The 22,793-nt window shown below is 41.5% G+C and carries 19 protein-coding genes and 5 pseudogenes; 14 read left to right on the top strand and 10 right to left on the bottom strand.

The window, feature by feature from the left end; genetic code table 11:
* Positions 1 to 284: 284 nt before the first annotated feature.
* From sul1 to ACO1B7_RS16610, 4 genes are all read right to left on the bottom strand, one after another.
* The gene (gene sul1, locus ACO1B7_RS16625; RefSeq protein ID WP_000259031.1) at positions 285 to 1,124 is read right to left on the bottom strand and encodes a sulfonamide-resistant dihydropteroate synthase Sul1; all 840 of its coding nucleotides are present in this window, start codon (positions 1,122 to 1,124) and stop codon (positions 285 to 287) included.
* A complete protein-coding gene (locus tag ACO1B7_RS16620) occupies positions 1,118 to 1,465 on the bottom strand; it encodes a quaternary ammonium compound efflux SMR transporter QacE delta 1 (RefSeq protein ID WP_000679427.1) in 348 nt (115 codons plus the stop codon). The genes sul1 and ACO1B7_RS16620 overlap by 7 nt, the downstream gene beginning before the upstream one ends.
* 168 nt (positions 1,466 to 1,633) lie before the next feature.
* A complete protein-coding gene (gene aac(6')-Ib, locus ACO1B7_RS16615; RefSeq protein WP_033917551.1) occupies positions 1,634 to 2,221 on the bottom strand; it encodes an AAC(6')-Ib family aminoglycoside 6'-N-acetyltransferase in 588 nt (195 codons plus the stop codon).
* A gap of 105 nt (positions 2,222 to 2,326) precedes the next feature.
* Positions 2,327 to 2,779 carry an NAD(+)--rifampin ADP-ribosyltransferase Arr-3 gene (locus ACO1B7_RS16610; protein WP_001749986.1) on the bottom strand — a complete coding sequence of 151 codons (453 nt, stop codon included), beginning with the start codon at positions 2,777 to 2,779 and terminating at the stop codon, positions 2,327 to 2,329.
* A 172-nt stretch (positions 2,780 to 2,951) separates the two neighbouring features.
* On the opposite strand from ACO1B7_RS16610, the gene intI1 reads away from it, so the two are divergent.
* Positions 2,952 to 3,965, top strand: coding sequence for a class 1 integron integrase IntI1 (gene intI1, locus ACO1B7_RS16605; RefSeq protein WP_000845054.1), 1,014 nt, complete (start codon positions 2,952 to 2,954; stop codon positions 3,963 to 3,965).
* Positions 3,966 to 4,612: 647 nt separating this feature from the next.
* Positions 4,613 to 4,900 (top strand): hypothetical protein, encoded by a 288-nt coding sequence (locus ACO1B7_RS16600; RefSeq protein ID WP_032495678.1) that lies wholly within the window; start codon positions 4,613 to 4,615, stop codon positions 4,898 to 4,900.
* A gap of 134 nt (positions 4,901 to 5,034) precedes the next feature.
* Here the strand turns inward: ACO1B7_RS16600 and ACO1B7_RS16595 are convergent, their stop codons facing one another.
* Together ACO1B7_RS16595 and umuD are read right to left on the bottom strand one after the other, a co-directional pair.
* Positions 5,035 to 6,324 carry a Y-family DNA polymerase gene (locus tag ACO1B7_RS16595; RefSeq protein ID WP_038350012.1) on the bottom strand — a complete coding sequence of 430 codons (1,290 nt, stop codon included), beginning with the start codon at positions 6,322 to 6,324 and terminating at the stop codon, positions 5,035 to 5,037.
* A complete protein-coding gene (umuD, locus tag ACO1B7_RS16590; protein ID WP_033917549.1) occupies positions 6,321 to 6,839 on the bottom strand; it encodes a translesion error-prone DNA polymerase V autoproteolytic subunit in 519 nt (172 codons plus the stop codon). The genes ACO1B7_RS16595 and umuD overlap by 4 nt, the downstream gene beginning before the upstream one ends.
* A 1,007-nt stretch (positions 6,840 to 7,846) precedes the next feature.
* Between umuD and ACO1B7_RS16585 the strand changes: the two genes are divergently transcribed.
* Entirely contained in the window at positions 7,847 to 8,284 is a 438-nt protein-coding gene (locus tag ACO1B7_RS16585) for a hypothetical protein (protein ID WP_038350010.1), read from the top strand.
* 57 nt (positions 8,285 to 8,341) lie between these two features.
* Here the strand turns inward: ACO1B7_RS16585 and ACO1B7_RS16580 are convergent, their stop codons facing one another.
* Positions 8,342 to 8,827 carry a DNA cytosine methyltransferase gene (locus ACO1B7_RS16580; RefSeq protein ID WP_306179647.1) on the bottom strand — a complete coding sequence of 162 codons (486 nt, stop codon included), beginning with the start codon at positions 8,825 to 8,827 and terminating at the stop codon, positions 8,342 to 8,344.
* 236 nt (positions 8,828 to 9,063) lie between these two features.
* Here ACO1B7_RS16580 and ACO1B7_RS16575 point away from each other — a divergent pair.
* From ACO1B7_RS16575 to ACO1B7_RS16555, 5 genes and pseudogenes are all read left to right on the top strand, one after another.
* Positions 9,064 to 9,829, top strand: a pseudogene (locus tag ACO1B7_RS16575) (IS5-like element ISAba31 family transposase).
* Positions 9,830 to 9,991: 162 nt separating this feature from the next.
* Positions 9,992 to 10,504 (top strand): trimethoprim-resistant dihydrofolate reductase DfrA41, encoded by a 513-nt coding sequence (gene dfrA41, locus ACO1B7_RS16570; protein ID WP_004729503.1) that lies wholly within the window; start codon positions 9,992 to 9,994, stop codon positions 10,502 to 10,504.
* Positions 10,505 to 10,527: 23 nt separating this feature from the next.
* Positions 10,528 to 11,577: an Lnb N-terminal periplasmic domain-containing protein gene (locus ACO1B7_RS16565; RefSeq protein ID WP_077170331.1), complete on the top strand. Its 1,050-nt coding sequence runs from the start codon at positions 10,528 to 10,530 to the stop codon at positions 11,575 to 11,577.
* A gap of 101 nt (positions 11,578 to 11,678) precedes the next feature.
* A complete protein-coding gene (locus ACO1B7_RS16560; protein WP_033917524.1) occupies positions 11,679 to 12,140 on the top strand; it encodes an META domain-containing protein in 462 nt (153 codons plus the stop codon).
* A 110-nt stretch (positions 12,141 to 12,250) separates the two neighbouring features.
* Positions 12,251 to 12,361, top strand: a pseudogene (locus ACO1B7_RS16555) (peptide-methionine (S)-S-oxide reductase); the annotation flags it as partial.
* Here the strand turns inward: ACO1B7_RS16555 and ACO1B7_RS16550 are convergent.
* Both ACO1B7_RS16550 and ACO1B7_RS16545 read right to left on the bottom strand, forming a co-directional pair.
* A pseudogene (locus ACO1B7_RS16550) lies at positions 12,359 to 13,045 on the bottom strand (DNA cytosine methyltransferase); the annotation flags it as partial. The pseudogenes ACO1B7_RS16555 and ACO1B7_RS16550 sit on opposite strands and share 3 nt — an antisense overlap.
* Before the next feature lie 105 nt (positions 13,046 to 13,150).
* Positions 13,151 to 14,164 carry a class I SAM-dependent methyltransferase gene (locus ACO1B7_RS16545; RefSeq protein ID WP_042893681.1) on the bottom strand — a complete coding sequence of 338 codons (1,014 nt, stop codon included), beginning with the start codon at positions 14,162 to 14,164 and terminating at the stop codon, positions 13,151 to 13,153.
* 82 nt (positions 14,165 to 14,246) lie between these two features.
* Here ACO1B7_RS16545 and ACO1B7_RS16540 point away from each other — a divergent pair.
* From ACO1B7_RS16540 to ACO1B7_RS16530, 3 genes and pseudogenes are all read left to right on the top strand, one after another.
* Positions 14,247 to 15,391, top strand: a protein-coding gene (locus tag ACO1B7_RS16540) for an IS3-like element ISAba14 family transposase (RefSeq protein WP_099046175.1) whose coding sequence is annotated in 2 segments (ribosomal slippage) — positions 14,247 to 14,511 and positions 14,511 to 15,391 — 1,146 coding nt in all. Because the reading frame shifts where the segments join, the coding sequence is not laid out codon by codon here.
* Positions 15,392 to 15,426: 35 nt separating this feature from the next.
* A complete protein-coding gene (locus ACO1B7_RS16535) occupies positions 15,427 to 15,642 on the top strand; it encodes a hypothetical protein (RefSeq protein WP_423090407.1) in 216 nt (71 codons plus the stop codon).
* An 82-nt stretch (positions 15,643 to 15,724) separates the two neighbouring features.
* Positions 15,725 to 16,429: pseudogene (locus tag ACO1B7_RS16530) on the top strand (helix-turn-helix domain-containing protein); the annotation flags it as partial.
* A gap of 42 nt (positions 16,430 to 16,471) precedes the next feature.
* Here ACO1B7_RS16530 and ACO1B7_RS16525 read toward each other — a convergent pair.
* A protein-coding gene (locus ACO1B7_RS16525; RefSeq protein ID WP_262478992.1) for an IS3-like element ISAcsp5 family transposase occupies positions 16,472 to 17,601 on the bottom strand; the annotation gives its coding sequence in 2 pieces (ribosomal slippage) (positions 16,472 to 17,349 and positions 17,349 to 17,601; 1,131 coding nt in all).
* A gap of 77 nt (positions 17,602 to 17,678) precedes the next feature.
* Between ACO1B7_RS16525 and ACO1B7_RS16520 the strand changes: the two are divergent.
* The 3 genes and pseudogenes from ACO1B7_RS16520 to ACO1B7_RS16510 all read left to right on the top strand — a co-directional run.
* Positions 17,679 to 18,056 (top strand): annotated as a pseudogene (locus ACO1B7_RS16520) (integrase core domain-containing protein); the annotation flags it as partial.
* Between the two features lie 391 nt (positions 18,057 to 18,447).
* Positions 18,448 to 19,614 carry an efflux RND transporter periplasmic adaptor subunit gene (locus ACO1B7_RS16515; protein ID WP_052232764.1) on the top strand — a complete coding sequence of 389 codons (1,167 nt, stop codon included), beginning with the start codon at positions 18,448 to 18,450 and terminating at the stop codon, positions 19,612 to 19,614.
* Positions 19,614 to 22,715, top strand: coding sequence for an efflux RND transporter permease subunit (locus ACO1B7_RS16510; protein ID WP_038349993.1), 3,102 nt, complete (start codon positions 19,614 to 19,616; stop codon positions 22,713 to 22,715). Before ACO1B7_RS16515 ends, ACO1B7_RS16510 begins: the two co-directional genes overlap by 1 nt.
* Positions 22,716 to 22,793 lie beyond the last annotated feature (78 nt).

The following is a 22,793-nucleotide window of genomic DNA, read 5'->3' as shown; positions in this document are numbered from 1 at the left end:
GCCACTACCGGTTGAGCGAGAAGGTTTTGGGTTCAGGGTGCTATTGCTCCACCAATCACAATACTGAAGCCCCAACTGTTATCAGTTGGGGCTTTTTCTTGTCTGTTTGCGGCGGTTGCGTTTTATCGGTAGTCGTCGAGCTCTGCACCATCCCACATAAGAGCTTAACGGTGCGATCTTCAACGCCATCACACAAAACTTTCTTTTTCACGCACAGTCAACTTATTGGATGTTTTATTAACAACCCAAAAGGAGATATTTAGCGGGCGGCCGGAAGGTGAATGCTAGGCATGATCTAACCCTCGGTCTCTGGCGTCGCGACTGCGAAATTTCGCGAGGGTTTCCGAGAAGGTGATTGCGCTTCGCAGATCTCCAGGCGCGTGGGTGCGGACGTAGTCAGCGCCATTGCCGATCGCGTGAAGTTCCGCCGCAAGGCTCGCTGGACCCAGATCCTTTACAGGAAGGCCAACGGTGGCGCCCAAGAAGGATTTCCGCGACACCGAGACCAATAGCGGAAGCCCCAACGCCGACTTCAGCTTTTGAAGGTTCGACAGCACGTGCAGCGATGTTTCCGGTGCGGGGCTCAAGAAAAATCCCATCCCCGGATCGAGGATGAGCCGGTCGGCAGCGACCCCGCTCCGTCGCAAGGCGGAAACCCGCGCCTCGAAGAACCGCACAATCTCGTCGAGCGCGTCTTCGGGTCGAAGGTGACCGGTGCGGGTGGCGATGCCATCCCGCTGCGCTGAGTGCATAACCACCAGCCTGCAGTCCGCCTCAGCAATATCGGGATAGAGCGCAGGGTCAGGAAATCCTTGGATATCGTTCAGGTAGCCCACGCCGCGCTTGAGCGCATAGCGCTGGGTTTCCGGTTGGAAGCTGTCGATTGAAACACGGTGCATCTGATCGGACAGGGCGTCTAAGAGCGGCGCAATACGTCTGATCTCATCGGCCGGCGATACAGGCCTCGCGTCCGGATGGCTGGCGGCCGGTCCGACATCCACGACGTCTGATCCGACTCGCAGCATTTCGATCGCCGCGGTGACAGCGCCGGCGGGGTCTAGCCGCCGGCTCTCATCGAAGAAGGAGTCCTCGGTGAGATTCAGAATGCCGAACACCGTCACCATGGCGTCGGCCTCCGCAGCGACTTCCACGATGGGGATCGGGCGAGCAAAAAGGCAGCAATTATGAGCCCCATACCTACAAAGCCCCACGCATCAAGCTTTTGCCCATGAAGCAACCAGGCAATGGCTGTAATTATGACGACGCCGAGTCCCGACCAGACTGCATAAGCAACACCGACAGGGATGGATTTCAGAACCAGAGAAAGAAAATAAAATGCGATGCCATAACCGATTATGACAACGGCGGAAGGGGCAAGCTTAGTAAAGCCCTCGCTAGATTTTAATGCGGATGTTGCGATTACTTCGCCAACTATTGCGATAACAAGAAAAAGCCAGCCTTTCATGATATATCTCCCAATTTGTGTAGGGCTTATTATGCACGCTTAAAAATAATAAAAGCAGACTTGACCTGATAGTTTGGCTGTGAGCAATTATGTGCTTAGTGCATCTAACGTTTGACATGAGGGGCGGCCAAGGGCGCCAGCCCTTGGACGTCCCCCTCGATGGAAGGGTTAGGCATCACTGCGTGTTCGCTCGAATGCCTGGCGTGTTTGAACCATGTACACGGCTGGACCATCTGGGGTGGTTACGGTACCTTGCCTCTCAAACCCCGCTTTCTCGTAGCATCGGATCGCTCGCAAGTTGCTCGGCGACGGGTCCGTTTGGATCTTGGTGACCTCGGGATCATTGAACAGCAACTCAACCAGAGCTCGAACCAGCTTGGTTCCCAAGCCTTTGCCCAGTTGTGATGCATTCGCCAGTGACTGGTCTATTCCGCGTACTCCTGGATCGGTTTCTTCTTCCCACCATCCGTCCCCGCTTCCAAGAGCAACGTACGACTGGGCATACCCAATCGGCTCTCCATTCAGCATTGCAATGTATGGAGTGACGGACTCTTGCGCTAAAACGCTTGGCAAGTACTGTTCCTGTACGTCAGCAAGTGTCGGGCGTGCTTCTTCTCCGCCCCACCACTCGACGATATGAGATCGATTTAGCCACTCATAGAGCATCGCAAGGTCATGCTCAGTCATGAGGCGCAGTGTGACGGAATCGTTGCTGTTGGTCACGATGCTGTACTTTGTGATGCCTAACGCCGCCATAAACGGCGACAGGGTGGCGCGCCTATTGCGCATAAAATGGCGAAGCCATGCGCAACAGGCGCGGAATCTCTGGCGTCCGGTTTGATGGCTTTGTTATGCAAAGGACTAGTCTTCAATGACGTGTAAACCACGGCGCTTTAAGTCCTCCAACGAATCCAACATTCCCCTTATTAATTCAACAGGATGCCCCTCCCAGTCTTCAACAACGCCAACAATTCTCAAGGGTTCGCAGGTTCTATAGGACTGTGTTGGATTACCGGGAAATCTTTTGTTCGTAAGATTCGGATCGTCTTCGAACGGTCCTGTTGGCTCAACTATGTATATGTAGCCGCGACCCTCGAGGCCAGACAGTGACATAGCAAGTTCAGCTCCCCAAACTGCTGGCTCCATCAAGGCTGAAAAGTAGATGTGCTTAAGAATACGACCGTCCTCGAAATGAGAGATGAACCCTGTGGTTAGCAAGTCACCAATCGCCAAATTGGCTTTGGTTCCATGATAGAACGGTCCTTGCACCTGCTTGTAATTATCATGAGAGATGGGAATCCAATCTTTTACCATTTTAAGACCCTTAATTGTTGGGATTTGGCTGCATAACTTTGTTTTAGGGCGACTGCCCTGCTGCGTAACATCGTTGCTGCTCCATAACATCAAACATCGACCCACGGCGTAACGCGCTTGCTGCTTGGATGCCCGAGGCATAGACTGTACAAAAAAACAGTCATAACAAGCCATGAAAACCGCCACTGCGCCGTTACCACCGCTGCGTTCGGTCAAGGTTCTGGACCAGTTGCGTGAGCGCATACGCTACTTGCATTACAGTTTACGAACCGAACAGGCTTATGTCAACTGGGTTCGTGCCTTCATCCGTTTCCACGGTGTGCGTCACCCGGCAACCTTGGGCAGCAGCGAAGTCGAGGCATTTCTGTCCTGGCTGGCGAACGAGCGCAAGGTTTCGGTCTCCACGCATCGTCAGGCATTGGCGGCCTTGCTGTTCTTCTACGGCAAGGTGCTGTGCACGGATCTGCCCTGGCTTCAGGAGATCGGAAGACCTCGGCCGTCGCGGCGCTTGCCGGTGGTGCTGACCCCGGATGAAGTGGTTCGCATCCTCGGTTTTCTGGAAGGCGAGCATCGTTTGTTCGCCCAGCTTCTGTATGGTACGGGCATGCGGATCAGTGAGGGTTTGCAACTGCGGGTCAAGGATCTGGATTTCGATCACGGCACGATCATCGTGCGGGAGGGCAAGGGCTCCAAGGATCGGGCCTTGATGTTACCCGAGAGCTTGGCACCCAGCCTGCGCGAGCAGCTGTCGCGTGCACGGGCATGGTGGCTGAAGGACCAGGCCGAGGGCCGCAGCGGCGTTGCGCTTCCCGACGCCCTTGAGCGGAAGTATCCGCGCGCCGGGCATTCCTGGCCGTGGTTCTGGGTTTTTGCGCAGCACACGCATTCGACCGATCCACGGAGCGGTGTCGTGCGTCGCCATCACATGTATGACCAGACCTTTCAGCGCGCCTTCAAACGTGCCGTAGAACAAGCAGGCATCACGAAGCCCGCCACACCGCACACCCTCCGCCACTCGTTCGCGACGGCCTTGCTCCGCAGCGGTTACGACATTCGAACCGTGCAGGATCTGCTCGGCCATTCCGACGTCTCTACGACGATGATTTACACGCATGTGCTGAAAGTTGGCGGTGCCGGAGTGCGCTCACCGCTTGATGCGCTGCCGCCCCTCACTAGTGAGAGGTAGGGCAGCGCAAGTCAATCCTGGCGGATTCACTACCCCTGCGCGAAGGCCATCGGTGCCGCATCGAACGGCCGGTTGCGGAAAGTCCTCCCTGCGTCCGCTGATGGCCGGCAGCAGCCCGTCGTTGCCTGATGTCTTTGCACATTAAAGACTTAAACTGATGAATCATAAAATCAATAACTTACATTAGGTATGATTCAGTAAATTTACATTATAGTTCTAAACTCAATGAACTTTGAGTTTAGATAACCAATCCATTTATGACATAATAGTTGTAAATTTACTTATGTTTGAGTTTACCTATTCCAAATATCCAATAAGTAAATAAAACGGTGATTGCAAGTGATATAAAAATGACTATTGGGGATGGTACTTGCATTGGACTCAACCAAAATCCAAATAAAATACATGCAACAAATGCACTGCTACAAAGAAACAACTTAAAAAATACCACAAGTATTGAATCTGATTTTTTCGTAATATTCATTCAAACTTCCTCTTTGAGTTTACAACTATATTGTTAAAGTTTAGAACATTAATGTCATTTTTGAGACTTTAATGGTCAGTCACAGCAACAAGAAACAGCGCCGATCGCACGATCTGACGTTCAAAACAGTTTCCAGGATCTTTTCAATTGATTTGAGGCTTATATGAATATGCATACGACTCAAAAGAGTGAGAGAGACAAAATGACAAAACGCTGTTCTGTTGATGTGAAGTCACCCTGGTTCTTCATAGAGGACCAAATCCCAAACAAAGATGGCACGGCGTTTATTGTGTGGGATGAATTCTTAGACCATGAAATTAAACCTATCCGCTGGAGCGATAAGATCCGTGACTATGCTTCAGGTGAAGTCGAATGGAGTGGAAGCTTCTTATTTTGGCGATATGATGATGGTACACCAGCTGAATCACCAAGAAGCTATCAGCAATCTTAATTTCTTATATTTCCGAGGGTGTAGCCAATTGATTTTGAGATTTGATCAATCTCTTTAAGGCAAAGGTTTGATTCCTTGAATGCCAGTTCGAGTCTGACCATCCCCGTCATTGCCAACAAATTCCCTCAAATGAATCAATTGAAGACAATCATACCAGCCTCACTAAAATAGTTACGGCTTTGACGTTCTGACTTAGGTTCCCAATCTCTATTTTTCAGATTACATGATCCAGCAGCAATTTTAGCCTTGCCAAACTTACTTTGAATGTTTTGAAACGCCGTCATTAACGCTTGCTCTTTTTCAAGCTGCTCTACGTCAGTTAGTAGGCCGATCGTGCGATGTTCTTCTTTTATCAATTCACACAACATCACGCCACATTTCTTAAACTCTATCCCCTCTTTGTACAATTTATCAATCAGTGATGTGGCAGCTTTAACCAGTTGCATCAAATTGTTTGTAGGTTGGGTAAACGTGTATGTTAACGACTTGCTGTAATACGGTTTTGACTGGTCAAATGGGTTGGATTGCAAGAAAACAATCAGAGATCCGCATAGCTGGTGTTCAGCAACAAGCCGATTGAATGCATTATGGGTATATTTGCTGACGGCTTCTTGAAGAATTGAGAGCTCAGTAATTTTCTGGCCGAAAGATTTGCTCGAGACAATCTGTTGTTTCGCCTTAGGTGAACTTTCAAATTCAAAGCATGGCTGGCCAAGCAATTCTAAAATCGTACTTTGCATATTCACATTGAAGAGTTCACGCATTCGATTCGGGTTGGATGTTGCAAGATCCAGCACACTTAAAATCCCCATGTCATTAAGCTTTTTAGCGTACTTTCGCCCTACACCCCATATTTCATCAACTGGCATGCTTTGATAGTAGCTTTCGACATCTACCAGGCTCATTGTCACTAAATTACAGATTCCATTTAATTCTGGATTCTTTTTGGCAAGGTTGTTGGCCATTTTACTTTCAGTCAGTGTTCTACCAACACCCACGCACGTTGTTAAGCCAATAAACTTATATACTTGATGCCGAATCTCCCGTGCCATTTCAGTAGCATCAAAGTTTTTAGTAAATTGAGTAAATTCTATAAAGCCTTCATCAATGCTGTAAATGCTGTAACAGCTTGGATCTACAAAACCAGATAATATTCCATGAAAACGGCGTGACATTTCGCCATATAGCGCAAAATTGCTCGATAGCACATGAACGTTATGTTTATTGATGATGTCTTGGACCTTAAAGAGTGGCGCACCCATCGGGATTTTTAAGAGTTTAGCTTCAGCGCTTCTCGCGATGATTGTTCCATCATTAGAGCTTAAGACAACGCATGGTTTACCCTTTAACTTAGGGTTCCAAAATGCTTCCATCGAACAATATGCCGAATTTATATCAACATGAATAAATACCCGGTTTGTCATTTTCGTGCGTCTTTAATGATGTAAGTCACTACGCCCCACACAATCAATTCCTGTTCAGGTTTTAGAAAAATATGTGAGTGCTCTTGGTTTTCTGCTTTAAGCCAAACTGGAGGGATAGATTTTGCATCTGGACCAAAAATTTCATTAATTTCACCAGCTGACATTTGCTTGGTGATCATCAACCGCTTAACGGTAAAGTCTGTTTCTAGCTGAGCAACAATAATATCTAGATGCTTGGCGTCTAAGCTTCTATCGATTATGAGCTTATCGTTAATATCTATACCGGCATTTAGCATGGAACGAGAGCCTACTTTACCAATAAACGTAGAGTACTCATTGGTGATCAGCATTTCGTTGAGATCGACCGACTTTTCAATAAAATCTTGTGCTGGTGATGCAAATCCAGCCGACAGCAGCTCTAACGCCACTGGAATGCGTTTAGGTGCACCAGGAGCAAGAGCTTCAATTTCAACTAAATCACCAGCTTTAAGCGGTATTTCTGATTTTTCTGACATCTCAAGACCGGTGAAAGAATATATATACCAATTCTATTTCTTGCATGTCTGATGATCAATCAAAAAATAAAAACCAGTAGGCATGCCACTTGCCTACTGGTCGTATTGGAAGTTCAAAATTGACTTAGATCTTAGAAAAACTCAAGTGATATAAGGCTGTTGCGCGTACTAAATTTTGACGCGGTGATTTTGGTTTCCAGGCCTGGTCAGACCATGGCCAGAGATCAGGAACCGACTCACTTGTATATGCAGATGGTTTAGAGGGAATTCATCGCATAAACAGATTGAGCATTTAATAGCGTTGAATGTTAAATATCTACGGCAAACTGCTTTCAGATTCATGAATTGGGTTTGTTCAAAAACAGCGTTATTAATTAAAAACTAAAACGCCTTTCCACATGTACAAAACCAGTAGAATAAAACCAATAAGAATATGCACTTCGATAATGACTATTAGCCAGCTTCTGCACATATTGAATAAATACTTAAAGAACGATGGCGCTTGGTGTTTATATTCGTTTTCTTCTTCGTAGTCATCTGTATTGACATGGTTCCAAAACGGTTTCTCTTTGGTTTTACACGGGTTGTCATTATCAGATTTAGACAAAATTTTTACCTTTTATAACCTAACCAATTAGATAATTATATTAAATCTATTAGCCACAAAAACTTTATCAAAAAACTTTTTTTCGTTAATTTATTTGTTTAATGCACTGATCAAATTAAATGTGAGTGACTTGGACCTATCTAATCGTATGAAACTGAGTGTTACTGAAGTTGGACATCTATATTCACTTGAATACACAACCAAGATTGAAGTGCTGGAAGAAGCATTTTTAGCATTAGGACTTTGGATCTTCAGGTTATTTAATTAACTTCTACCCTTTTGACCTAGCCTAGCTAGGTTTTTTTTTGAAAAAATTTTAAAGCCCAAACAGTCTTTAAAATGAATACATCAAGCTCATTGCTTAAAACCTGGAGTATTCAAGATGTATCTACGCTACACGATGTTTAAAACAGATGGAGAAAAAGTCCTTAGTTCGCACGGCATTGGGTTAAGCAACTGCTTTATTTACCATGCAGCGGAAATACTCTACAAAGAGGTTCAAAATTCTGCATCTTTTGACCGTTACATTGAGAGATTATCAAAGTGTAATACGATCAAATACAACCACGAACGACACGGCGACAAAGCACGTATTGTCTATTTTGCACCTGAAGATCTAACGCGTGTCTCTTACAGTACAACATATAGCGAACGGGTTGAAAATGCCAATATCGATAGCTTTGACTTGATTACCCTGTACGCTGAGTACAAAACTATTTTTAGTTGTATCTATTTTGATATATCAACGAATACCTGGTCTGTACGTACATACACTGATGTATTAACATCAATGGGCATGTTAAAGCCACCAGTAGCACAGTTAGCATTTGCAATATAAGAGCCCCTGAAAAGTCTTATACCCACCTAGCATTGACCAATCAATGCTAGGTTTTTTTTACGATGCAATTTGATATTTCATTTCATGTTTAAAGTTTGCTTTGACAAGTGCATGGGATAGATCTGGAGGTACTGAGTTACCTACCATTCTGTATTGCTCAGTTTTCGTCAGCTTAATTTTTTGGTTATTTTCATCTACACCATGAGTAAAGATGTAATTGCTTGGAAAGCCCTGAGCCTTATACAACTCAAATGGTTGAATCATCCTAAAACCAATGTCTTCAATATAATAATGTTCATTATTGATTTCGATTAAGCCGAAACGTTCAAACAAGTCATTCTTAAAGTTGAATTGCCCGGTAAATTTCAAAAGTAGCGCACGTACTTCCGCAAACTGATTCACGGTCGTTAACGTGTGAAATGGTTCTGATAGCTCTTGGCCAGTGCACCCCTTTTTCATTTTAGATAGGTGACACACGTATAGCGCATGTGTACCGCCTTTTGTTTCTGCTGTAATTGTACGTAATGGCTCATTTATTGGCATGGATCTACGACTTGAACCATTGGCACACTCAGTAAGAATTGGCGCCACATTGTCCACGATGTAAGGTTTTGGGTTGTGAACGATATATTTTAAAATCCCCCTCACAATTCGCTCTAATGTAGCTGGTGCTAAAGGTTTTTTACGCTTGAATATGCTTAGGGTGTGTTGACACTTTTAGTTTAAAAAAATAGCGAAGTAGTAAAATCAAATCGCCAAACCCAATTTTACTATTCGCTATGCCTCGTACCATGCTGACAGATCAACACTGGCAAAAGTTGAAAGTTATTCTGCGTAATTTATCCATTCACCACAACTCAAATTTACGCAATTTTATTGAAGCTATTCTCTATAGAATTAGAACAGGCTGTCCGTGGCGAGATATTCCTTCTTGTTTTGGTCATTCCAACTCTATTTTCAAACGTTTTAATCGTTGGTCAAGCAGCGGTAAGTTACTTAGATTATTCAAATTACTAGCCTCATGCCCCGATATGGAGTGGATTTTTATTGATGGCTCTCATGTACGTGCTCATCAACATTCTGCCGGTATAGCGAATCAATCTATTTCTAAAAGTGTAGGAGGAAACTCCTCAAAAATACATTTGATTGTTGATGCACATGGCAATCCTATTGATTTCATGATTACCGATGGAACCACACATGATGTTAAAGTTGCACCTGATTTAATATCAACATTAGATTTAAAAGAGACAAAAGTGGTATGTGCAGATAAAGGCTATGATTCAGAACCACTGCGTGAACAGATCAGGAAAACAGGGACTAAAGCGAATATACCAAAGAAAACAAATAGCCAATCGAACAATGACCATATGGACTGGTATTTATATAAAATCAGGCATTTAGTTGAAAATATGTTTTGTAGATTAAAGCAATTTAGAGGAATAGCTACTCGATATGACAAGCTCAAAAGAAATTATCAAAGTTCTGTTGCTTTAGCCTGTATATTTTTATGGCTACCTTTATAGGGTTAATTATGAACAGTAAATGTCAACAGACCCTACTTAAAAATTCTTTAGCTTTAATGGATTTTTAAATTAAGCTGAAATTAGCTTTATTTTCCTTTATAGTTACCATGACCAAATCCTGCTTTTTATAAAGCGGGATTTTGTTATATGTGATATTCAATATGTTCCGGACAATTAAGTTATGACTTTCCAAAGTTTTGAAGTAGTACATGTGGTTGCTATGGACAACCAACGTTGTATTGGTAAGGATAACGATCTGCCTTGGCATATTTCTGCTGATTTAAAACACTTTAAAGAAATTACCCAAGGTGGGGTAATTATCCTTGGTCGTAAAAATTTTGATTCGATTGGTCGTCCGCTTCCTAAACGTGTAAATTGGGTAATTACTCGAAACCATAATTGGAATTTTGACGGCGTTAAAGTTGCACATTCAATCGAAGAAGCCTTAGAGAAATCTATTCCTGACGTTCAAGCATCAGAGAAACCAAATACAATTTTTATTATTGGTGGTGGTGAGATTTTCAAGCAAACCATCAATATTGTGGATCGACTAGAGCTTACTCATGTTGATTTAAATGTTGAAGGTGATATTTTTTATCCTAAAATTCCAAATGATTTTGTGAAGATAGCGTCAGAACAACATATTGATGACAAAACCGGCATTGCTTTTGAGTTCGCAACCTACAGAAAATAAAACCTATTTCTCATGAAAAAGTGATGATGCAGGGACGCGAATATATCTCCAGACATTGGAGTCTGTGGCTGCTGGGCAGCCTGTTTACTTTATTCGTCATTCTGTCGAGCCTGTGGCTCAGCCTCATGCTGTGGGTTCATCTTCCCATCGGCAAAATCGGCAGCTTGATACTGATTGGACTCTGGCTGACCTTTGCGCTGGTCGTTCTCGGGATTTATTTCACCCGGCATCTGATCTCCCGCCAAGTGGATAGCGTTCTTTATCTTCTGGCCTTTTTATTCTGTTTGCTAGGATATTTCAGTCTGGAAGCGCGTCAGGATCGAGAGTGGAATCCTGAGGTTTCCCAGCTTCTGCATTATGAGCAGCAAGGCGATCAGGTTACCTTACACAATATCCGCAACTTTGACTGGCAGGCCGATGGTCGCTATATCGAACGCTGGGAAAGCCGCAGTTTTGATCTGAATCAGATTACTGGCGTGAACATCATTACTTCCTACTGGATGGGGCCTAAAATTGCCCATACCCTGGTCAGCTTCGATTTTGCCAATCAAAAGCCACTCACCTTCTCGATTGAAATCCGCAAGGAAAAGAATGAAGAGTTTTCAGCGATTGGTGGCTTTTTCCGAAAATATGAACTGAGTCTGGTCGCATCGGATGAAAAGGATATTGTCTATACCCGTAGCAATGTCCGTGGTGAACAGGTCTATTTTTTCCCAGTCAAAATGCCGCAAGCTCAGGCTAAAGCGCTATTCAAGGAATATCTGCGTCAGGCCGATGAGCTGGCCCAAAAGCCAAAATGGTACAATACCCTGACCAGTAATTGCACCACACTAGTCTTTGATATGGTTCAGGCGATATCGCAACAACAGCTACCCTCAGATTACCGGTTGCTGGCCTCCGGCTATTTACCGAATTATCTCTATGATCTTAAAGTACTAGAACAGTCTTGGGATATGCACACTTGGTATCAACGGGCACATGTCAATCCACGGGTAGAACGCACCGCTAATCTCTCCAGTCAGGACTATTCACGCCTGATCCGGCAGGGCCTACCAAAACCCGACATGCGATAACTGTGTAGCAAATCCACTTCAATAAAGATACAAAATCAACTGGAACCTTGATCATTTTTTTGTTTATATACAAATAGCTAGTCAATGATCAGAGTATCTTCATGCTAAAAAAATTAACTGCAATCGCGATTTTAGGCTCGGTTCTAACGGTCATGGGCTGCGAAACTGTGCCCAATACAGCCACGACACAAACCGCGAATCATTTACAACTTTTGCAAAATCGTACTTGGATTGCGACCCAGATTGGTAATACTGAAATCAAGACTGCGCCAACCGCACGCAATGTTCCGAGTCTGCAATTTGATGCCAGTACCCAGCGCGTTTCAGGTTCAGATAGCTGTAACCGGATTATGGGCAGCTACACAGCAGCAAAAGATACGCTGACCCTGAGTCAAATGGCTACTACCCGTATGGCTTGCATGAACAACGATCAGCTTGATCAGAAATTTAATGAAGCTTTAGCTAAAGTGACGCATTATCAGGTATTTGCTAAAACCTTAAAATTACTGGATCGCCATGGAAATCTCTTGATCCAGCTGGAAAGTGCTGTTCAGCCGCGTTAATACTTCCCTACAAAAAGCCTGTATGGACAGGCTTTTTTATCTTTCATACTGATGAGCTGGAATTTAACCATCAGCCCGATTGAGTTATTTAATTGAATGAGGAATCAACCATGCAACAGGCACTTTTCGGTGGGGGATGCTTTTGGTGTACTGAAGCCGTATTTTTACAGATTCAGGGAGTTCAGCAAGTCGTCAGCGGTTACGCAGGTGGGCACACAACTTAAACATTCATAATTAAGGTCCACACATTGAGCAGCTGTCTTCCATGGTTGTTTTTTCGTTTTTTGAGGTGCAAAAAAGTCAAATTCAGCATGTGTGGGTTCTGGCCAGACGATCGGTAAATTGTCACGCCGAGCAATTAAGAAAAATCTATTTCTCAATGTCGGTGCACCATAGTCGCATGCTCGTAGTTCACGATATTCGACCGTGTACCCTTGGTACCTGAGCGCATTCACGAAACAGTTAAACGTTCGCCCTTTCCGCTTTAAAATCGGTTTACCGTTCTTATCCAAATCACCCCATTCAACAAACTCAACCACGTTTTCAAGCATGATGATTCGTGGTCGAACTGTTGCAGCCCACCTTAAAGCAATCCAAGCTAAACCGCGGATCTTCTTGTTTAACGGCTTGCCACCTTTCGCACGGCTATGATGTTTACAGTCTGGACTAAGCCAAACCAAGCCAACAGGTTGATTGCCCGTAATCTTTACAGGGTTAACATCCCAAACACTCTCGCAGTAGTGCTTTGTTTTTGGATGATTGATGCGATGCATGGCCAAGGCTTTCGGATCATGATTAATTGCAATATCAATCGGTCTACCGAACGCACGTTCTAAACCAGTTGATGTACCGCCACCGCCAGCAAAGTTATCAACGATTAATTCATGTGGAAGCAAGTTATACATAGAAATTCCCTCTTACAAATGCCCCTTTATGGCTTAGATCTCTTAATTCATGCGGTACATCTTCTGGAGACAGATACCTATAAGCATGAATAACCTTGCTCAGATTCATACAGCCACCCCCATGCTTTCAACGGCACTTTCTAATGTTTGATGTGCTGAATAATCATCACAGTCGTAATAATCGTCATCGATCAAATTAGAGATGTCGTAGTCACTCAAACCGCTATTTAAACAGCGACTCAAAAGCTCAGGATCTAAACGATCATACTTGTTGCAAATCGTCATTAACGAATTGCTATGTGCGTTGTTTGCCGTGAAAAATGAGTATGCAAAACCTTCAGGCGTTACGCTTCTAGCATTCTTAGTCGCAATACTATTGCCACCGTATAGGCGGTGCATTTTAGAGCCCTCAACAGGTTCAACAGGTGCAATTGGTAGGTCGGCATTGAAACGGCCCCACAATAATGTTTTCTTTGTGTATGTATCACCAAAATGAAACGGATCAAACGACAGACGCCACGGCGACAACCCGGTTAAGCTCGCAATACGCCCTACTGGATTCTCAATTGCCCAAATATTCGGTTTAAAAAATTCAATTGTTCTTAAAGTTTGGTACACCAGCTCAATACTGCTTAACGTGCGACCATCAGCATCTTTGGCAGTAAAATGTCTTGCACCAGAAACAGCAAAGTCTGTACATGGGCATGCAGCTAAAATCGCATGAACGTCCAAACCATCAAAGCATGCAAAAAGCTCGTTAAAGAATTCCACGCTGAAGTTATTAATATCGCCAAAATAAGGATCTGCCTGTATATCAAACCGAAATACTTGATAGCCAGCATCAACCCATGGTTGTGACCATGTGCCAGACAAATCAAAAAGAGAAAGGACAATTTTTTGGTTGTTTTGGTTGCGGATCGTTGGATCTAGATATTGGTTAAACGCAACGTTTTTCCATTGTTCTAAACGTTCTAATGCGGAAGATCTGGACATCCAGCCATTAGCTTCAACATATGCTTGTGATTTCTTATTTAAGCGAACAACTTCATTCTTATGCGGTGCATCAAAGATGTTTGAAATCTTAAACTCAGCATCAATAAAACTACTTCTTGCATCCAATAAAAGAGAGATGGATCCGGAAATTTGAACAACTCCTATAAGTGATACTCTGCTCCTCAAATGATGTTATAAACATCAATATATGGAGTATTTTATGGCACGTAGACCAAGAAGAAATCATTCAAACGACTTTAAGGCTAAGGTAGCACTTGCTGCGATCAAAGCAGAAAAAACACTTGCTGAATTGAGTTCTGAGTTTGATGTTCATCAAAACCAAATTATTGACTGGAAAAATCAATTGATCTCAGCTTCCTCACAAGCTTTCGATCAATCAAAAGCTCCATCAGAACCTCCCATTGATCTTAAAAAGTTACATGCAAAAATCGGTGAGCAGGCATTAGAAATTGATTTTTTAGAAGGTGTGTTGAAGAAACTGGGCCGCTTCAACCACAAAAGTTAATCGATCACTCACTTCAGATTTCAGTATCTAAACAAGCTAAGTTACTGAAAGTCTCTCGTGGTTGTTATTATTATCGCCCAAAACCTGTTAGCTCATCAGATCTGAAGCTGATGCGATGTATTGATGAATTACATATGCAATATCCTTTTGCAGGCAGTCGTATGATGCGTGATTTGTTGAATCGTCAAGGGCATCATATAGGACGACGTCATACACGTACTTTAATGAAGAAAATGGGTATTCAGGCGTTATATTGCAAACCAAATTTAAGCCAGGCTAATCAAGCTCACCGTAAATATCCATATCTGCTCAAAGGATTGGCTATTCAGCGCAGTAATCAAGTGTGGTCTACTGATATAACGTATATCCCTATGGCAAAAGGCTTTGTTTATTTATGTGCTGTGATTGATTGGCATAGCCGCAAGGTACTTGCGCATAGGGTATCGATTAGTATGGAGGTGGATTTTTGTATTTCGGCTTTAAATGAAGCGATTGAAAAATATGGATCACCTGAAATATTGAATACAGACCAAGGCAGTCAGTTCACCAGTGATGCATTTATTGATGTATTGAAATCAAATGGCATTCAAATCAGTATGGATGGTAAAGGTCGATGGGTAGATAATGTGATGGTTGAACGATTATGGCGGAGCGTTAAATATGAAGAGGTGTATCTCAAAGCTTATAGCAGTGTCACAGATGCGAAAAAGCAATTGAGTGCATATTTTGAGTTTTATAATCTGAAACGACCTCATTCGAGTCTAGACAAAATGACACCAAATGAGTTTTACTATGATCAGCTACCCCAACAAAACAAGGTGGCTTAACTAGAGCGGAATATCACTTATAAATACGCTTTTAGTTGTTCAAACAAGTGGAACCACCTCTGTTTACAGTTGATGAGTGGAATCTTTTTAAACAAGGATATGCTGAATTTGTAACGCTGACAGATCTTGAAAAAGAATATTGGTTTATTGCAATTGAGCATATTTTTGTAGATGAGGTTATTTGGTTAATGGCAGATTTTTCTGAAGGATGGAAAATGCAACATCAATTAGGTGTATTAGTTCAGACTTGATCGTACATTCTTCTTGAAAAAGAGAAAGTTACCCGTTTTGATAAAGGTGTCGAAATCTTAATCAAACAAAGGTAACTTTCTTATGTTGCATACTAACAATCAAATCATTAAACACAAAGTAGGCCTGCTTAATTTAGCCGAAGAACTTCAGAATGTATCCAGAGCTTGTAAGGTCATGGGTGTTTCAAGAGATACATTTTATCGCTATCAGGAATTAGTACAGTCTGGTGACATTGATGCATTGGTCAACAAGTCCCGTCGAGTACCAAATTTAAAAAACCGTGTAGATGATGCTACAGAACGAGCAGTCATTGATTTCGCAATTCAATATCCTGCATATGGTCAGCACCGTACTAGTAATGAGTTACGCAAGAAGGGTGTATTTGTTTCAGGGAGTGGTGTTCGCTCTATATGGCTTCGTCACAATTTAGAGAACTTTAAGAAGCGTTTAAAAGCACTTGAGGCTAAAGTGGCACAGGATGGTATTGAATTAAATGATCACCAGATTGCGGCACTTGAACGTAAGCATGAGGATGACGTTGCTTGTGGTGAAATCGAAACATCTCATCCAGGCTATTTAGGCGCGCAAGACACCTTTTATGTCGGGAATCTCAAAGGTGTTGGACGGATCTACCAACAAACATTCATCGACACTTATAGCAAGGTCGTTCATTGCAAGCTCTATACAACAAAAACACCGATTACAGCGGCTGATTTACTCAATGATCGTGTGTTGCCATTCTATCAATCTCAGGACTTTAATGTGGTTCCGTTAATTAGACCACTCAATTCAGTTTTATAAGTGATAAATCCGCTCTAAATATTTAAATTATGCTGCCATTACTTTTAGTAAATGTTGATCATAAAATTCATTTGGTGTTGCCTTATTCAAACTTGAATGAGGACGTATCATGTTATAAAAATCCAAATATTCAGCAATTGATTGTTTCGCTTGTTTAACCGTATCGTAAGCCTTCAAATAGACTTCCTCATGCTTCACGCTGCGCCATAAACGCTCAATCATTACATTATCCATCCATCGTCCTTTCCCATCCATACTGATACGGATATTTCGCAATTTTAACTCATTCAAAAATGCCTCGCTTGTGAATTGACTGCCTTGGTCTGTATTAAACACCTCAGGACAACCATATTTCACAATTGCTTCTTGCAACGCATCTATGCAAAAGTCTGTTTCCATACTGATCGATACTCGATGAGCCAGTACTTTACGACTATGCCAATCTATAATTGCACACAGATAGACAAAGCCTTTAGCCATAGGAATGTACGTGATATCTGTACACCAGACTTGATTAGAGTGATCGATGACCATGTTTTTCAACAGATATGGGAAAATACGGTGTGCAAGATTAGGCTTACTGGTATTGGGTTTTGGATACAAGGCATGTATTCCCATCAAGCGCATTAAACGTCGGACTTTACGCCGACCTATTTGATGTCCTTGACGCTGTAGCATATCTCGTATCATTCGACTGCCCATAAATGGGTAGTCGAGATGAATTTCATCGATTAGACGCATCCAACTCAAATCAGTTGATGAAATCTCTTTGGGCTTGTAATACAACGTACTGCGATTGATTTGAATCAATTGCGATTGTTGTCGTACCGAAAGTTGATGGGTCTTATCGATCATTTTTTGCCGCTCAGCTGCCCTATTTTTCTGAGCGCACCTTCTAAAAAATCAATTTGCAATGCCTGATGTCCTATCTTGGCATGTAGAGCTTTGAGGTCAATCTCTGGTTCTTGTTGTGCTGTTGGTCGTGAAAAAATATTGACTGATTGCTCAAGCAGTTGATTTTTCCAATCGATGATTTGGTTTTGATGTAAATCGAATTGAGTAGAAAGTTCAGCGAGTGTGTGGTCGCCTTTAATTGCTGCGAGAGCAACTTTAACTTTAAACTCTGCTGAATGATTACGACGTTTTCTTCGTGTCATGGTTGACTCCAAAAACAAGCATTTCCCATGCTTATTGGGGAGTAGATTATCACTTATAGGCGTGGTCTAAAATCCTAGAACCACATCACTTACCAATGCTTCGCATCCTCACAGACAGAGGTACTGAGTATTGCGGTAAGGTAGAACAACATGACTATGAGTTGTATCTGGCAGTCAATGATATTGATCACACGAAGACAAAAGCAGCTTCCCCGCAAACGAATGGGATCTGTGAACGCTTCCATAAGACGATTTTGCAGGAGTTCTATCAAATTACGTTCAGGAAGAAGCTTTATAGCTCGTTGGAAGAATTACAAGTTGATCTAGACGATTGGCTAAAATTCTATAATACTGAACGAACTCATCAAGGAAAAATGTGCTGTGGTCGCACACCACTAGAAACTTTACTTGATGGAAAACGAATTTGGGCTGAGAAGAATTTAGCTCAAATTTAACCTGACAGGCACAATAAAAAATGGGTAACTGTCAGATCAGGTTTGAGCTAGTACAAATTAGGAATTTATTCATCAATATTCAAATGTATATTGACCCCTAGTGTACTGCAACAATATGATTTAGAAATCAATACTTAGCTTTAAGATTTTATGTCATCAAACCAGTGAAAATGAAAACCTTCCGTTTTTTATTTTATAAGTCACTATTTTATTAACTTAGAATATTTAAATCGAATGATTTAAATATTCGTTTAATACAATGCCTACTTCACTTATATAGTTTAAGCAAAATGTCACTTTAGTAAGCTCTTCACCAGTTAATCTAAACTTTAGTTATACCGCTATTTATCATTTAACTGTATGAGCTTAACCCTATTCAAAGATGGAAATTATGAAAAAAAGTCGTTATTTAGTTAGCTCAGCTGGCATTATGACTGTGCTACTAATAGGCTGCTCAAAATCAGAAAATGCAGAGCATCATTCAGCAGATGCACCGTTAGCATCAGTAAGTGTAATGACTGCCCAAACACAATCAATAAATCTGATTGAAAATCTCCCTGGGCGTGTCACTGCATATCGTATTGCTGAAATTCGCCCTCAGGTTGGTGGCATAGTAGATAAAGTTCTATTTAAACAGGGTACTTATGTACATGCAGGTCAACCACTTTTTAAATTAAATTCTGAAATATTTCAGGCTGATGTCAAAAGTAATAGAGCAACTTTACATCGTGCTGAGGCTGAAGTAACACGCCTTCAAATTTTGTTAAAACGATACGCTGAACTGGTGACAGTTAATGCAATTAGTAAGCAAGAATATAACAATACTGAAGCAGAATATCAGAAAGCAAAAGCTGATGTTACTCAAATGGAAGCGATACTTTCACGTCAACAACTTAACCTAAAATATGCAACAATTACATCGCCAATATCTGGAATTATTGGTGAGATTTTAGTGACTGAAGGTGCATTAGTCAGCCAAGGTGATACTAAAGCCATGGCAGTAGTACAGCAAATTGATAAAGTGTATATCGACGTAAAACAGTCAATTACTGATTATGAAAAAATACAGGAAGCATTACAACAAGGGAATTTGTCAAATGCTAGCCATAACGTTGAAATACTAAATAGTCAAGGTAAGCCATACGATGTAAGGGGTGAAATTTTATTTTCAGACACTAAAGTAGATCCCGATACTGGTGATGTGACTATCCGTATTTTAGCGAATAATCCTAGTCAAAAATTGCTTCCCGGCATGTATGTCCGTATCAACATGAGCCGAACAAAAGTTGATAATGCGATTTTAGTGCCAGAGCAAGCTATCCAACATGATATTAGTGGTAAGGCGAATGTAACTATTATCAACCAAAAAGAGCAAGCACAAAGTAAAACTGTGCAACTGGGTCAGCGTTATCAAAATAGTTATGTAGTCACGCAAGGTATAAATGCGGGTGAAAAAATCATTGTCGAAGGTGTAGACCGTATTCAACCTAATCAGCGACTAAAAGTAAAACAATGGCAAGCACCTATAACGAATAATGAAAATGGGGGGCAGCAATAATGTCTCAATTTTTCATTCGTCGACCAATTTTTGCTTGGGTCATCGCCTTATTTATTATTTTATTTGGTGTATTAAGTATACCTAAATTGCCAATTGCACGCTTTCCAAGTGTAGCTCCACCACAAATTAGTATTACAGCAATGTATCCTGGAGCTACACCAAAGACGCTCAATGACAGTGTTGTAACACTTATTGAAAGAGAAATGTCAGGTGTTAAGAATTTACTGTATTACAGTTCAAGTTCAGATACCTCTGGTAGCGCTACTGTTACTGCTACATTTAAGCCTGGTACAGATGTAGAGCTTGCTCAAGTTGATGTTCAAAACAAAATCAAAGCAATTGAGTCGAGACTACCTCAACCTGTTCGACAACAAGGGCTTATGGTTGATGCAGCTTCATCTGGATTTTTGATGATCATAGGTCTGAACTCCCCTAATCATCAATATTCTGAAATAGACCTAAGTGACTACATGACACGACACGTCATTGAAGAAATCAAGCGAGTTGATGGGGTTGGGAAAATCCAGAATTTTGGAGCTGAAAAAGCTATGCGCATTTGGGTCGATCCAAATCGTTTAGTATCTTATGGTCTGAGTATTAAAGACGTAAATACGGCTATTCAAAATCAAAACCTCCCGATTTCACCTGGTCGTATAGGTGATACACCTGCCCTCAAAGGACAGCAAATTACGATTCCATTAACAGCACAAGGGCAATTGGAGACTGTTGAACAATTTAAAAAAATTAGTTTACGTTCGAATAAAAATGGGGCAACTGTACTGTTATCAGATGTGGCTCATATTGAGGTTGGTGCGCAGTCTTATAGTTTTGCCATTTTAGAGAATGGTAATCCATCTACAGCAATAGCAATACAAATGAGTCCCAATGCAAATGCCGTTAAAACTGCTGAAGGGGTAAAGGCAAAAATCAACCAATTGAGTACTTCATTACCTGATGGAATGAAATTCTCAATCCCTTATGATACTGCACCATTTGTTAAAGTTTCTATTCAAAAAGTAATTACAACATTAATTGAAGCCATGGTTTTAGTCTTTATTGTAATGTTCATATTTCTTCATAATGTTCGTTATACCTTAATTCCAGCTATTGTTGCTCCCATAGCATTGCTAGGAACGTTCTCTGTAATGCTACTTGCTGGCTTTTCTATCAATGTCCTAACCATGTTTGGTATGGTGCTGGCGATTGGGATCATTGTAGATGATGCCATTGTAGTGATTGAAAATGTGGAAAGAATCATGGTATCAGAAGGCTTGTCCCCTGCAGATGCCACCTCGAAGGCGATGAAAGAAATTACGAATCCGATTATTGGTATTACTTTGGTTTTGGCTGCAGTATTTTTACCAATGGCTTTAGCAAATGGTTCAGTAGGGATTATTTATCGCCAATTCACTATCACAATGTCAGTTTCGATTTTATTCTCAGCATTCCTAGCCTTAACTTTGACACCTGCTTTATGTGCAACCATGTTGAAACCAATAGATAAAAATCATGTGAAAAAAGGTGTTTTTGCTTGGTTTGATCGAAGTTTTGAAAAATTAAATAATCGATATGAACATGGTTTATTTAAAGTCATTAAACATAAAAGAACGGCTATGCTATTTTTTATAGGCATTGTTGTTGCACTTCTTTTTTGTTTTAAACAAGTACCTACTGCATTTATGCCAGAAGAAGATCAGGGTTGGTTTATGACATCAATTCAACTTCCTTCTGATGCCACACAAGAACGTACCAAAAAAGTTGTTACTGAATTTCAGGAACATCTAAATAAAGAAGTTGGTATTCAAGATAATATGGCGATCTTAGGCTTTGGATTTAGTGGTTCAGGGCAAAATACAGCAATGTATTTTACCAATTTACTCCCCTTTGAGGACCGTAAAATTACTGCCCAACAAGTCGTGGATAATGCGAATACTGCAATGGCTGACAGCTCGGAAGGCCAAGTAATGTCTGTATTGCCTCCAGCAATTGATGAATTAGGAAGCTCTTCTGGATTTTCATTACAATTGCAGGATGTAGGAAATATTGGCATGCAAGCATTAGCACAAGCCCAAGATCAATTACTCAGTTTATCAACTCAAAGTAAAAAAGTTGTAGATGTTTACTCTGATGGTTTACCAGATGGAAATTCTGTACAACTCAAAATTGATCGTGAAAAACTACAAATATTAGGTGTTAACTTCAGTGATGTTACCGATATCATTTCTACTTCAATGGGTTCAATGTATATCAACGATTTTCCAAATCAAGATCGTATGCAGCAAGTTATTGTTCAACTTGATGCCAAATCACGTATGAGTATTGATGATATTTTACAAATCAAAGTAAATAGTCAAAGTGGTAAACTGATTTCTATGTCTGAGATTATTACTCCAGTTTGGCAATACTCCCCACAACAATACAATCGTTACAATGGTCGTCCATCTTTAAGTGTTACGGGTAGTCCAGCACCTGGTATATCTTCTGGTCAAGCAATGTCAGAAATGGAAAATTTAATCAAACAACTTCCAAAAGGTGTGGGGTATGAATGGAGTGGTATTTCTTTAGAAGAAAAACAGGCTGAATCGCAAACTATATTTTTATTACTTCTATCTATGCTCGTAGTATTTCTTGTTTTAGCTGGGTTATATGAAAGTTGGTCCATCCCTCTTTCTGTTATGTTGGTTGTACCTCTAGGGCTTATAGGTGCATTTATAGCTGTAATGATAAGAGGTATGCCCAATGATATTTTCTTTAAGGTTGGTATGATTACCATCATTGGATTATCAGCGAAAAATGCCATTTTAATTGTTGAATTTGCTAAGGCTCTCCGAGAAGATGGGATGAGTTTAGTTAAAGCAACCGTTGAAGCTGCAAAATTGCGCTTGCGTCCAATCTTAATGACTTCTTTAGCATTTACATGCGGAGTTATTCCTTTAGTTTTTGCAAGTGGTGCGAGTTCTGAAACCCAAAAGGCTATAGGTACTGGCGTATTTGGAGGAATGATCAGTGCAACTCTTCTTGCTTTAGTGTTTGTCCCTATTTTTTTCATTATTGTTATGGGAACTGTTGATAAATTTTCTAAACAAAAAGGATCAAACTAATCTATAAGCTTTGTGGGTTAGAAAAAAAATAACTCACTTTGCATTGATCATATTTAAATTCTTGTTTTATCCATAGCA

Origin of the sequence: Acinetobacter lwoffii, from assembly GCF_049367455.1 — a bacterium.
GTDB lineage: Bacteria > Pseudomonadota > Gammaproteobacteria > Pseudomonadales > Moraxellaceae > Acinetobacter > Acinetobacter lwoffii_W.
Note: the sequence above shows the minus strand (reverse complement) of the source record. Positions and strands in the feature narration are given on the sequence as shown.